The sequence below is a fragment of the Niallia sp. FSL W8-0177 genome, assembly GCF_038006285.1.
Taxonomy (GTDB): Bacteria; Bacillota; Bacilli; order Bacillales; family Cytobacillaceae; genus Niallia; species Niallia circulans_A.
The window spans coordinates 4507911-4521153 of the sequence record NZ_JBBOUX010000001.1 but is presented as its reverse complement, the minus strand read 5'-3'; the positions used below and the strand labels follow the sequence as shown (position 1 = coordinate 4521153).

General features: G+C 38.3%; 10 protein-coding genes, 1 pseudogene and 1 riboswitch. Of the genes and pseudogenes, 4 read left to right on the top strand and 7 right to left on the bottom strand.

Annotated features, from left to right (window positions below; all coding sequences use genetic code 11):
- Positions 1–44: 44 nt before the first annotated feature.
- The 5 genes from NST77_RS22105 to NST77_RS22085 form a co-directional block, all read right to left on the bottom strand.
- A complete protein-coding gene (locus NST77_RS22105) occupies positions 45–1121 on the bottom strand; it encodes an inorganic phosphate transporter (protein ID WP_341123564.1) in 1077 nt (358 codons plus the stop codon).
- A gap of 19 nt (positions 1122–1140) precedes the next feature.
- On the bottom strand, positions 1141–1857 hold the full coding sequence (locus tag NST77_RS22100; protein WP_095331251.1) for a phosphoadenylyl-sulfate reductase: 717 nt from the start codon (positions 1855–1857) through the stop codon (positions 1141–1143).
- A 152-nt stretch (positions 1858–2009) separates the two neighbouring features.
- The gene (locus tag NST77_RS22095) at positions 2010–2138 is read right to left on the bottom strand and encodes a YezD family protein (RefSeq protein WP_235973290.1); all 129 of its coding nucleotides are present in this window, start codon (positions 2136–2138) and stop codon (positions 2010–2012) included.
- A 194-nt stretch (positions 2139–2332) separates the two neighbouring features.
- A riboswitch (SAM riboswitch) is annotated at positions 2333–2439 on the bottom strand.
- Positions 2440–2647: 208 nt separating this feature from the next.
- On the bottom strand, positions 2648–3235 hold the full coding sequence (locus tag NST77_RS22090; protein ID WP_095331253.1) for an ECF transporter S component: 588 nt from the start codon (positions 3233–3235) through the stop codon (positions 2648–2650).
- A gap of 173 nt (positions 3236–3408) precedes the next feature.
- Positions 3409–4302: a LysR family transcriptional regulator gene (locus NST77_RS22085; RefSeq protein ID WP_095331255.1), complete on the bottom strand. Its 894-nt coding sequence runs from the start codon at positions 4300–4302 to the stop codon at positions 3409–3411.
- 416 nt (positions 4303–4718) lie between these two features.
- Between NST77_RS22085 and NST77_RS22080 the strand changes: the two genes are divergently transcribed.
- The 4 genes from NST77_RS22080 (at position 4719) to NST77_RS22065 (ending at position 10269) form a co-directional block, all read left to right on the top strand.
- Positions 4719–6536 (top strand): assimilatory sulfite reductase (NADPH) flavoprotein subunit, encoded by a 1818-nt coding sequence (locus NST77_RS22080; RefSeq protein WP_095331257.1) that lies wholly within the window; start codon positions 4719–4721, stop codon positions 6534–6536.
- Positions 6537–6565: 29 nt separating this feature from the next.
- Positions 6566–8290 (top strand): assimilatory sulfite reductase (NADPH) hemoprotein subunit, encoded by a 1725-nt coding sequence (gene cysI / locus NST77_RS22075; RefSeq protein WP_095331258.1) that lies wholly within the window; start codon positions 6566–6568, stop codon positions 8288–8290.
- A gap of 427 nt (positions 8291–8717) precedes the next feature.
- Complete coding sequence (locus NST77_RS22070; RefSeq protein ID WP_095331262.1) at positions 8718–9338, top strand: cupin domain-containing protein; 621 nt, start codon at positions 8718–8720, stop codon at positions 9336–9338.
- Between the two features lie 34 nt (positions 9339–9372).
- Positions 9373–10269, top strand: a complete 897-nt coding sequence (locus NST77_RS22065) for an SDR family oxidoreductase (protein ID WP_249928244.1) — start codon at positions 9373–9375, stop codon at positions 10267–10269.
- A 48-nt stretch (positions 10270–10317) separates the two neighbouring features.
- Here the strand turns inward: NST77_RS22065 and NST77_RS22060 are convergent, their stop codons facing one another.
- The gene (locus tag NST77_RS22060; protein WP_341123562.1) at positions 10318–12363 is read right to left on the bottom strand and encodes a beta-galactosidase; all 2046 of its coding nucleotides are present in this window, start codon (positions 12361–12363) and stop codon (positions 10318–10320) included.
- Positions 12364–12381: 18 nt separating this feature from the next.
- Positions 12382–13243 (bottom strand): annotated as a pseudogene (locus tag NST77_RS22055) (sugar ABC transporter permease).

Here is a 13243-nt window from a genome sequence, read left to right as displayed (position 1 = left end):
GCACACCTTTCTTTTTTCGGACTTTTTCTTATAAATGATTTCCGTTAAATTCCGCCACCATCTTCATAAATAGTACTGTTATCTTCACGAATCGTTTTCATTAGGCTTATAATCCCAAGTGTAGCAATACATACACTAATAATTATAAGTACATTATAGATATCTGCTTCAATAAATAATTGAACTAAACCGTAAGAAATAACTAATGATAGGACTGGCGAAACAATCCATACCTTAAAAATTCTTAACACTAGTTTCTTCTTCAGAATCTCATATCCATTCTTCGAGACACCTATTCCGATAATGGCAGAGCTAGTTACTTGCGTTAACGGAACTGGTATTCCAAATATAGAAGCTATTGTCACTAATGTCGCGCCCGTGCCAGAAATTAGTCCTCCTTCCAGCTTCGTGAATTGGACAATTTTCTTTCCATTTGTCTGCAAGACTCTTCCCCCTAGCAGAAAAGCGCCGATTGCAATAAAAAATCCACCCACTACTACTCCTGTTTGCATGGATATCATGTCAGCGCCAACTAATGGTCCAATAGAGTTTGCAACATTATTCATTCCCGCAGAGAATGCTTCAAAGCACCCCACGATAATAACAAAAATAGATAAGTATTTTTCATTACTTGGATTGCGAATCCATTCATTTTGATTCTCAAGCTTTCTTACATATTTCCCAGCCCCTAGCGCGATGAAAAAAGACACGATTGGAACAAGAAGCCAAAAGAAGACAATCCATAATATATTCGCAATATATAAGCTTTTAAAAGCCACACCTACTCCTACTACACTGCCAACTGTAATTTCACTTGTTGATAATGGAATCCCCATTATATTAGCTATAAATAGAGAGAGTGCAGCTGATGATAAAATGATTAAGACAATTTTAGCATCAAGGATACTACTCGGAATTAATCCTTCCCCAACTGTTTTTACTACTTCACTCCCGCCAATTACCGCTCCTAGAAAAATCGCTACCGCACATATAAGCAGAGCAACTCTCTTTTTTGGTATGGCGCCTGATCCATAGGCAACACCAAGGCTTGCCGCTGCACCACTTGCGCCAATGTTCATTGCAAAAAACAATGACATAATACCTGCTAAAATAATGATCATCTCTTTGTACCTCTACTCATTATTGTAAGTGTAGCCCGCATTCTGTTTTTCCTTTTCCCGTCCATCTACCAGAACGTAAATCATCCATATTAATAGCAGGCTGGGTACATGTTCTGCAGCCAATGCTCGGATACCCCTTATCGTGAAGAATATTGTAGTCCAAAGAGTTCTTATGGGCATATCTCCAAACATCTTTCCATGTCCAATGAATCAGTGGACAAACCTTTATGGATTTAAATTTATTATCCTTATTTAGATATTGCGTGTTTTTTCTTGTTTCTGACTGTTCTCTGCGAAGTCCTGAAATCCAAGCAATCGGTTCAGACAGCACTTCATGTAAAGGAACAACCTTGCGAATCTCACAGCATTTATTTGGATTAGATAACCAAAGTTCTTCTCCATATTGTGCAGCCTGTTCTTCTAACGTAATGGCTGGTTTTTTCATTTCAATTTGCAAATCTGGATACCGCTGTTTCACCTTTTCAATTAATTCATAGGTTTCATCAAAATGTACATCTGTATCTAAAAAAACAATACGAGCATCCTTTTTTATCTTTGAAATTAAATCGATAAGAACAATTCCTTCAATTCCAAAACTGCAAGCATAGACAATATCCTCTCGGTACGTATCATAAGCCCACTTTAAAACCTCTAAAGCTCCCTTTGTTTCCGTTTCGCTTGAAAAGTCCACAGGAGGATACGTATCAATAGTTTCATAGGTTAATAACTGACTCATTAAAAATCCTCCAATTTCATCATAGTATTTTGTTCATGGATTATGTGCCCAAAATATAAAAAGAGGCAGCTTTAACCCACTTTCTCAGTTAAAGTTGCCTCTAGTTTGTCTAGTCAGCTTCTTTATTAAACGCCCTAAACAGGAAACTCCTGTTATTTCCCTAAGCGTATCTTTTCATTTTTTTCAATTTGAATAATTTTTCCATCCTGTACGACTAATGTGACCGATCCAAATTTCATTGTGTTTAGAATTTGCTCTAATTGAATTTTCACTTTGTCCAGCTGATTTGTTTCCCCCACCAACAAATCCCTCCTTAAAAAAGGTGAAATCTTACTAAACCATTTGAATAGCGTTTACGCCAGACATATTTTTGAATCGAAAACGCCTATCAAAGGAATGCTCGACCATCGCAAGTGAAATGCATTTACGATTTAAAAAATCCTTCCATTTGGAAAGAGTTGAGTATTTATTCCTTCCCCTATCTTTCAAAATGGGTATCCATTTTGTTGGATTTAGCACCTTGCATTCAGCAGGTTGCCAGACTTTTCTTCGGCCAATTCCCTCCATCTCTCTTGATAGGCATCGTTATTTTCTAAATTTTATCATAATTGCCATAATTGTCAATAAGTTTTTCGAGTTGTTTAGTCGGGATTAACAATCTATTTCCTAGTATTTTAGGGTGAATACTCTTTTTATTATAGAAGAAAATATAGTATTAGTGAATGTCCCATTACTATTGTTGGCAAAAATAGCTGATTAGCACTAGACTAAATCAGCTATTTTTCCATCCTTATTTTTTTCGTATCTTTAATAACGGCTTTGCAATGATGGGTGTTAAAATCCCTGATAAAATTGCCTCTGGCACCCCATTTGTACCAACTATAGCTAATATCGCAGGCAAGAGATCTTCCACATTTACACCAATTGCGTTTGCATAAGGCTCTCTTACAAATAAATAGACAAATCCTAGCACAAGGATTGTATTGATTAGAGATCCTATCACACCAGAAATACTCATTGCTACTGTCTCATTCATTTTGTCTCTCAGCACCTTATAAAATAACAGTCCTGCCACTACTCCAATCATTACTCTTGGAAAAACAGATATTAACGGATTGGTAAAAATAATCGGGGCAAGGACACTTGTCGGATAAGTGAAAGCACGGATAAATGTGATAATGCCCCATACTCCTCCAATAATCGCTCCCTCTAATGGTCCTAAAACAATCGCTGCAATAATAACTGTGATCTGAATGATTGTTATACTAAGTACAGGAGTCGGAATATACCCTAGTATCGGAACAAAGGTTTGAATAATAATAATAGCCGTAAGTAGTCCTAGTAGAACCAAGCGAGTAGTTTTATTTTTTTTCTTCATCTGCAAGTAGTTCTCCTTATGTGGAAAAAGCATTATCCACTTTTCCCTCAATTTAATAAAATTCCTTTGTTATCATACTACAAAAACAAGTATTTTTTCTATGATAATAAGAAGGATTTTTCTGCATTTCCCTTTAGGATGGGGTTAATTACTTGCTGTTATACATTATTGGATTACTCGGTATAAGGAAAAGTCTTTTTAAGTGTTTCAATAAAGGTGATAACATTTTGTTTCTCCTTCATAATGGGAGCAAAGAGATAAGATAATCGTCTTGTAAATCGCGCATTTGTGATTGGGATAATACTTAGGTTTCCATTCTTCACATCCCTTTCGATCACACTTTTGGATAAAAGTGATAAGCCATTGCCATTAATAAGCGTTTCCTTGATGCCTTGATTACTGCTAATAGTTAAAAAGGATTCAGCTCTTAACCCATTGGATCGAATAACATGATCTAAGTACTCTCTTGTACCAGATCCAAGCTCTCTTGTAATCCATGTCTGATCATGGAGTTCAGAAATCGAAATGCTTTCCTGAGTCGCAAGTGGATGATGAACAGATGCAACAATAAATAACTCATCCTCCATAAAAGGCACCACCTGCAATTCCTTATCATTTGTTTGTCCTTCAATTAAACCGATATCTACTTCATATAATCTTACCGCTTGGACAATTTCTTCTGTATTTCCAATCGTAGCTTGAATTTGCAACTCGGAATGCTCTCTTTGCAGATCAAGCAGTAATGCCGGAAGAATGTATTCGCCGATCGTAAAACTAGCACCTATTTTTAATTCACCCTTAATTGCATGATGATGCTCTAAAATATGCTGTCTCGTCTGGTCATATAAGCGTATCATTTGAATGGCGCAATCATAAAGCATTTGACCGGTTGGTGTTACTTTTAAATATTTTGGTGACCGTTCCAATAGCTTTGTTTGAAACTCCTTTTCAAGATTCTTAATATGTAGACTTACACTCGGCTGACTCATTAACAGCATTTCTGCTGTCTTTGTAAAATTCTTTACTTCAACAAGCGTCACAAATGTTTTTAGAGCTTCATACTGCATTTTTTCTCCTCCTTTTCGCTAATTAAATAGTTAATTATTAAGATTACTAATAGTTGCCATTAATTATATGTATTTTACTAATTCTTTCATTTCCAGTAAAGTACAATTAGAATACGTGTCATACGAGGATGCTCTAGGCGGCTGCTTTCATGTATAGATGCCTTAACGCCTATCCAAGCTTTCGTCACCTGTTTAAATTAATCTGATTAGATACTGATCTATTTAGAAAAACAATATCCCCTGCTTGTTTCAATTAGTAACAAGCTTCTTTTGTGTTCCTAATCCGATTTGTCTGATAGGATTAATAAAAAAAACAGAGTGACAATCCTCCCTCTTCCTTATAAAATAAATTGTAAGAATTATCACACTAATCAAATTACAAAAGAGAATACCATTATCTATGCGAGGTGAAAGTGTTGCAGCTTCAAGTAATAAATAGTCCTTTTAATCAAGAACAAACAGAATTATTAAACCGTCTTTTACCAACTTTAACTGAATCACAGAAAATTTGGCTAAGTGGGTATTTATCTGCTTCCACTGCAGTCACAGCATCAGCAGAACCTATCTCCAATACTGAATTAACGGAGCAAAAGGCAGCTGAACTAATTACAAAAGATATTACGATTCTTTTTGGATCCCAAACCGGAAATGCACAAAGCCTTGCCAAAAATCATGGCAATCGTTTAAAAGAATTAGGGTTTAATGTCACTGTACAGTCAATGGGTGACTTTAAACCTAATAATCTAAAAAAAATACAAAATCTTCTTGTTATTGTGAGTACTCATGGAGAAGGCGACCCACCAGATACTGCAATAGCCTTCCATGAATTCTTACATGGAAAACGAGCGCCTAAGCTGGAGAACTTCCAATATTCTGTGTTAGCGCTTGGTGACAGCTCGTATGAATTCTTCTGCGAAACAGGGAAGCAATTTGATAAACGTTTAGAAGAATTGGGTGGAACAAGACTTTATCCACGTGTGGATTGTGATCTTGATTATGATGAACCAGCTAGTGAATGGTTCGAAGGCATCGTCAGCAGCTTGAGCCTTCAATCAGAATCAACCGCTCAGTCCATAAGTATAACACCACCGTCTCTTCAAGATTCTGGTTATTCTCGCAGTAATCCGTATTATGCGGAGGTACTGGAGGTCATTAATTTAAATGGACGTGGTTCCAATAAAGAAACATTGCATGTAGAGCTTTCGCTTGAGGATTCTGGAATCTCTTATGAACCAGGTGACAGCCTTGGAATTTTTCCCCATAATGATCCAGTATTAGTTGATCTTTTAATACAAGAGTTACGTTTTTCTCCAACAGAAAGTGTCACAATCAATAAACAAGGAGAAGTTCTGGCTTTTCGAGAAGCTTTATTAACCTATTTTGAAATTACAGTTTTAACCAAACCATTGGTAGAGAAATTTGCAAAAATAACAACCAATCCAGCTTTAGAAGACTTACTTGCTAAGGGAAACGAAGATAAATTAAAGGCATATATAAATGGGCGTGACTTATTAGACCTTATTCGAGACTATGGGCCAATTGAAGCAGATGTGCAAACATTTGTATCCTTGCTTCGTAAACTGCCTACCCGCCTTTATTCGATTGCCAGCAGCTACAAAGCAAATCCTGATGAAGCACATTTAACGATTGGCGCCGTTCGTTACCATGCAAACGGCCGAGATCGCAATGGTGTTTGCTCCGTTCAAATAGCGGAACGTATTCAGCCAGGTGATAAACTGCCTATCTATATACAAAACAATGAAAATTTCAAACTTCCGGATAACCCAGATACCCCTATTATTATGGTTGGTCCAGGGACAGGAGTGGCACCCTTCCGTTCCTTCCTGCAGGAAAGAGAAGAAATCGGTGCCGAAGGAAAAGCATGGCTATTCTTTGGAAACCAACATTTTGTTACAGACTTTCTTTATCAAACAGAATGGCAAAATTGGCTTAAAGATGGTGTGTTAACAAAAATGAGTATTGCTTTTTCCCGGGATAAAGCGGAAAAGGTATATGTGCAGCACCGCATGCTGGAGCATAGCAAAGAGCTATTTGAATGGCTGGAAGAAGGAGCTGTTCTATATGTTTGTGGAGACGAAAAGCATATGGCACATGATGTTCACCAAACACTCCTTACTATTATCCAAAAAGAAGGTCAAATGTCTTTAGAAAAGGCTGAGGAATATATAGCTTCTATGACTCAAACCAAACGTTATCAGCGTGACGTTTATTAAATAATTGGCAGGAAAGGAGTTTTTCTACAATGGCAAAACAAATATTAAAAGCACCAGATGGACCACCAAGTGATGTGGAACGAATAAAAGAAGAAAGTAATTATTTACGTGGCACATTGAAGGAATCCATGGAGGAAGAATTAAGCGCTGGTATTTCAGACGATGATAACCGCTTAATGAAATTCCACGGAAGTTACCTGCAAGATGATCGTGATTTACGCAATGAACGTGCCAAGCAAAAATTAGAACCAGCCTACCAATTTATGCTCCGAGTTCGAACACCGGGTGGAGTAGCTACACCGGCTCAATGGCTGACAATGGATGATCTTGCACAAAAGTATGGAAATAATACATTAAAATTAACGACACGCCAAGCTTTCCAAATGCATGGCATTTTAAAATGGAATATGAAGCAGACTATTCAAGATATACACCAATCCTTACTTGATACAATTGCTGCTTGTGGCGACGTCAATAGAAATGTGATGTGCAACCCTAATCCGTATCAATCAGCTTTGCATAGTGAAGTGTATGAATGGTCCAAAAAATTAAGTGATTATTTACTACCTCGTACACAAGCTTATCATGAGCTCTGGTTAGATAAGGAAAAGGTAGCTTTCACTCCAACTGTTGAGGAAACAGAAGTGGAGCCAATGTACGGAAAATTATATTTACCTAGAAAATTTAAAATTGGTATTGCCGTTCCTCCTTCTAATGATATTGATGTATTTTCCCAAGACCTGGGGCTAATTGCCATTACGGAAGAAGAAAAACTAATTGGATTTAATGTTGCCATCGGCGGGGGAATGGGAATGACCCATGGAGATAAAGCAACATACCCACAGCTCGCAAAAGTAATTGGATTCTGTACACCTGAGCAAATTCTTGATGTGGCGGAAAAAGTAATTACGATTCAACGCGATTATGGAAATCGCTCTGTTCGAAAGAATGCTCGTTTTAAATATACCGTGGATCGCCTTGGTCTAGATAATGTAGTAGAAGAACTAGAAAATCGCCTAGGCTGGAAACTTCAAGAAGCGAGAGAATTTCACTTTAACCATAACGGCGACCGCTATGGCTGGGAAAAAGGCATTAAAGGAAAATGGCACTTCACTTTATTCGTGGAAGGCGGCCGCATTAAAGACTATGAAAATTATCCGTTAATGACAGGCTTACGCGAAATCGCTAAAGTACATACTGGCGATTTCCGATTAACTGCCAATCAAAATCTAGTCATTGCGAATGTCTCCAGCCGCAATAAAAAGCAAATCGCTGATTTAATCGAGCAATATGGCATTATGGATGGAAAACGTTTCTCTGCACTGCGTCGTAATTCTATTGCTTGTGTATCCCTGCCAACCTGCGGGCTTGCGATGGCAGAAGCAGAACGATACTTACCAGTCTTAATCGATAAGATAGAAGAAATCGTGGACGAAAATGGGCTACGTGATGAAGAAATTACCATCCGTATGACAGGCTGTCCAAATGGCTGTGCCCGCCATGCATTAGGGGAAATCGCCTTCATTGGAAAAGGACCTGGAAAGTACAATATGTACCTAGGCGCCGCCTTTAATGGAAGCCGCTTAAGCAAACTCTATCGCGAAAATGTTGGCGAGGAAGAAATCCTTTCAGAACTTCGCGTACTGCTCCCGCGCTATGCGAAAGAAAGAACGGCAAATGAACATTTTGGAGACTTTGTTATTCGCGCTGGTATTGTTAAAGAAGTAACCGACGGCACAAACTTTCATGATTGACAGATGAGTCATTGCACCACTTTAATCGTTTTGATTGAGTGGTGCTTTATTGTGGTTGGAATTGGGCGGTAGAGATTGAGGTTGGAGGTTTGGCTGATATTTCAGAGGTTGGCTGATTCCCTCTCCACTGTGCCCATTTTCCCCCTTCTTCTTGGCTGGTACACTCATAATTTCACCTATTCCCCTACTATTTTGACTAATATAATACTCATAGTTTTACTGATTTCCCCACTACTTTAACTGTTATACCCCAGATTTCGCCGATTCTCCCACTTCGATTTCCACCCTTCCCTATCCACATCAAGCCATTGCTTGACTTTTCCTATAAACAAACTGATTTTCCCACTCATAGTCCAACCTAGTTTTGTATATATTTAAAGTTGTAAGCCATATAAATATTTTCATATGAAAAATAGGAGGCTACATTATGTCTGTTAATCCAGCTTCCCCTGCCTTTCAACTATTCGGGGATTCTACCCAGTCTGTTAATTATAAAAGGGATTCTTATAATTACATTACACAGTTATTTTCTGAACAAATGCCTGCAATACATACTGGGTTATTCAATGTCCATCTTAATCAAGGATTCATTGTCCAGCCCCACTGGCACACAAATGTGAATGAACTTGTTTTTGTCGTTAGTGGGGAAGTTATGACCTCTGTCTTCAACCCTTTTACACAAAGCATCATGACTTATCATGTAAAACCCGGGCAAGCTTCCCAATTTCCAAAGGGGTGGTTCCATTGGATAGTAGCATTGCGAAACAATACTCATTTTCTTACTATTTTCGACCAGCCGCAACCTGATATCGTGTTTGGTTCTGATTTTCTACGTTTTTTGCCAAAAGAAATTGCTAACAGAGCTTATTGTGTAAACGAAGCCGCCTACGCACATGCCATTGCCCCCATTACCCAGTCTACTATTCTCGGGCCACCACCAGGATGTGACCAAATCGGAGGAGCCGTAAACTATCCATACCATGCCACTCAGCCTACACCTACTATACATCCTTATCTCAATCTTTCCTCTCCTCCCCACGCTTATTAACCAAGAAAAGTAAGAAAGTATGGAGGTTATTACTGTGACAAAGAAACAACATTATGGTTCTGAAGTAAAATGTGAAGAAATTGAATGGACGTTTCCACCTCAGCAGCAAACACGACAGCCGGGGTTTGAATATTTGATGGATCCACTTCCTATTTTTGATAACCCCAAATATATTGGAACAGGCAAGTTAAAGGACCGTACAGCTATTATTACTGGAGGAGACAGCGGCATCGGCAGAGCCGTTGCCGTCGCCTTTGCGAAGGAAGGGGCAAACATTGTCATCTCTTATTTTGACGAGCATACAGATGCAGAAACAACAAAGCGAGTTGTCGAGCAATATGGTCGCTCCTGCTTACTCATTCCAGGAGACTTGCGAAGAAGAGAACATTGTGAATTCATTGTGCAAAAAACATTAGAAACATTTGGAAAAATTGACATTTTGGTTAATAATGCAGCTGTACAATTTTTGCGAGAAGACTTAACTTCCATACCAGACGAACAATGGGAATTAACGTTTGATGTAAATATCCATGCCTATTTTCACTTAACAAAGGCTGCCTTACCCCATTTAAAAGAAGGAGCCAGTATTGTTAATACGACTTCTCTTGTTGCCTATATTGGGGTAAGTCACTTGATTGATTATACGACGACGAAAGGTGCGATTGTTAGTTATACAAGAGCGCTAGCCAACAACCTTGTGCAAAAAGGTATCCGTGTGAACGCTGTTGCTCCTGGACCTTTCTGGACACCCATCCAGCCTGCCTCACAATCGGCTGAAAATATTGCTACATTAGGCTCAGATGTACCAATGAAGCGGGCGGGGCAGCCGTATGAAATTGCTCCAGTCTATGTGTTGCTTGCTTCTGATGATGGTTCTTATATGACAGGACAAACGATTCATGTAAATGGCGGTGCTATGGTTACGACTTAGAACAGCAAAAAAGGACGATATCCCGTCGTCCTCTTTTGTTATTCCTCATTATTTTTCTCTTTTTAACACCCTTACTTCATATGGCAAAAGTTCTATCTGTTCTTGCTTTATTTCTTGTGTAAGTAAATCGAAAAAGGATTCTTTTAACGTTACTGTTTGCTTTTGTTCTGTAAAATTCATGACAAATAAATAGTAGCACTCAGCCGAATCCCTTCTTTGGACGGAAACACCTTCTTTATGCAGAATTTCCCTTTCGCTGTCAAGATTACCTTCTTTTTGCAATTCCTCATAAAAATCATCTAAAAAGGCCTGTTCCGTTCTTGCCCCTATAAAATAGGCTTTTCCTTTCCCGTAGCAGTTTTCTACAACAGCAGGATTCCCTTGATAAAAGTCCTCCATATACGTCGCTAAAATATTCGCTTCTTTCCTTTCAAAAATGGTGCAATAACCTTTTATTTCATATTGCTTCCCGTTATAGATAAGGGTATTTCTATCTTTTGGATAAAGAGTATCTGTTTCTTTTACATCAATGCCAAATATTCGTTTTAGCGTTGCAGGCCAACCTGATAAATGGGCAAGATCCGTTTCATTAACAAGGCCGCTAATATATGAACTTACAAGTGTTCCTCCATTTTCAACATAGTTTTCTAATTTAGAAATTGTATCAAGAGACATCATGTAGAGCATTGGAGCAATAACTAAATCATAGGAAGCAAGCTCTTGATTTAATGTAACTATATCGACACTAATATCCTTTTTCCAAAAACTTTGATAATGCTTTTGCAACGTTTGAGGATATTGCTTTGTTGAATCGGAGAATCCTTGTGCATCGTTTAAAGCCCAGTTATTTTCCCAATCATATACAATTGCTACTCTTGCTTGTTTATGTGTTCCCTTTACTTCAGCAATCTTCTCTAGAGCTCCACCAACTGCTGAAACCTCTTGAAAGACTCGATTCGTTTCACTATTATCATGATCCACTACTGCCCCATGAAATTTCTCGGAGGATCCTCTTGATTTTCTCCATTGAAAATACAGAACACTGTCTGAACCATGTGCGATAAATTGCATGGAGGATAGCAAATGCATACCAGGTCTCTTCGTTTTATTCACATCATGCCAGTTGACGCCACTTGGTGTACTTTCCATAATGAGAAAAGGCTGTTGTTTTAAAGAGCGATACAAATCATTGATAAAACCAACTTTTGCAGCTAAGTCCTTTGTTTCCTCCCAATCATTGTGCCAAGCAGGATAGCAATCCCAACTAACAATATCCACATGCTTTGCAAACTCACTATAATTCAAACTTTGAAAGGGTATTAAATCATGCGTGTCTGCCATAAAGTTTGTTGTAATAGGGATAGATGGAGAGATTTCCCTTAATGGCACTATTTCATGCTTGTAAAAATCAATTGTTTGGTCAGTGACAAAACGTTTCCAATCTAAATTCAATCCATGAACCATACTTTCTCCAATGGAAGAAGGAGATTCAACTTCTAACCAATCTGTGATTGTATGGCTCCAAAATGGCCCCCACCAAGCATGATTTAGTTTATCTAATGTCCCATACTTCTTTTTCAGCCAATTACGGAAATTATCTTGGCAAAGTTCACAGTGACAATCGCCGCTATACTCATTAGAAATATGCCACATTAGTAACGCAGGATGATTTCCATAGCGCTCCGCTAGCTTTCTATTAATAATTGCTACTTTTTCACGATAGATAGGGGAAGAAAAACAATGATTATGGCGTCCCCCATGTAACATTTTCATGCGATTTTCGGTGGTTCTTAAGACTTCTGGATACTTCTTAGACATCCATGCTGGTCTAGCGCCACTTGGAGTAGCTAAGATGACTCTCCCGCCCATTTGATAAATGGCCTCTATTCTTTCATCGAGCCAGTCAAACTGGAATTCCCCTTCTGTTGGTTCAAGTGCACTCCATGCAAATACACCTAAGGTAAACGTATTTGCTTTTGCTAATTTCATCAATCGTAAATCATCTTTCAATATTTCTGGATAATCGAGCCATTGATCCGGATTATAATCTCCACCATGCAATAAGCGATTATCTGCTACTGTTTTATCTATCATCTTAAAGTCCTCCGATTTCTATCCTTTTGTTCCTCCTGCTGTTAATCCAGATACGAAATGCTTCTGTAAAGCTACAAATACAATCGCAACCGGAATACTTATCAGAATAGCTCCAGCTGCAAAGGTGGTATAGCTTGCTCCCATTTTGTCGCTGACTAATTTATACAAGCCTATCGGAAGTGTATAGTATTCTGGATTTCTCAATATGACCGATGATATCGCGAAATCTCCCAGCGGAGCAGTGAATCCGTTCATTGCAACTACCGCAAGCATTGGTCTAGATAAGGGCATGAGTATTCTCCAAAATATTCTGGTGTTGCTAGCTCCATCAATTTTCGCACTTTCATCAAGGTCAAGCGGTATAGAATCAATATATCCCTTCATTAAATAGGTATTCATTGGGATTTGGCCACCAACATAAATAAATATTAAGAGCCAATGACTATTGATTAATCCAAGCATTTGCGCCAAAACAAAGATTGCGATTAAAGCAGAAAACTGTGGAATCATTTGTAATAGCAAGAATAGCATTAAACCATTTTTTTCTCCCTTTAAACCGAAAACGAGAGAAAGCATATGCCGTATAAGAGACACATAGTATCGAAAACACCATTGTGAGAATACTAATCTTCATGGAATTCATATACCATTTTCCATAGTAAAGAGTGCCTTCCTGTTGAAAAAGGTCTTTATAATGACCCACTGTTGGATTATCTGGGATAATACTCGTGCTTACCAAACTGTTACCTGGATTGAAGCTAGCACCAATCGTCCATACTAACGGATAAATAATAAGGGTACATACAATAAGCAAAAGGAGGTAAGTAAGTGTCATCCGAATAGTCCGCTGTTTTTTGATACTGACCGTTTTTTTGGCCAT

Bases quoted from the DNA above. Each gene is read 5' to 3' on its own strand.
- NST77_RS22100 (WP_095331251.1), bottom strand. From the start codon at position 1,857: ATGAGTCAGTTATTAACCTATGAAACTATTGATACGTATCCTCCTGTG.
- NST77_RS22060 (WP_341123562.1), bottom strand. From the start codon at position 12,363: ATGATAGATAAAACAGTAGCAGATAATCGCTTATTGCATGGTGGAGAT.
- NST77_RS22090 (WP_095331253.1), bottom strand. From the start codon at position 3,235: ATGAAGAAAAAAAATAAAACTACTCGCTTGGTTCTACTAGGACTACTT.
- NST77_RS22070 (WP_095331262.1), top strand. From the start codon at position 8,718: ATGTCTGTTAATCCAGCTTCCCCTGCCTTTCAACTATTCGGGGATTCT.
- NST77_RS22085 (WP_095331255.1), bottom strand. From the start codon at position 4,302: ATGCAGTATGAAGCTCTAAAAACATTTGTGACGCTTGTTGAAGTAAAG.
- NST77_RS22105 (WP_341123564.1), bottom strand. From the start codon at position 1,121: ATGATCATTATTTTAGCAGGTATTATGTCATTGTTTTTTGCAATGAAC.
- cysI (WP_095331258.1), top strand. From the start codon at position 6,566: ATGGCAAAACAAATATTAAAAGCACCAGATGGACCACCAAGTGATGTG.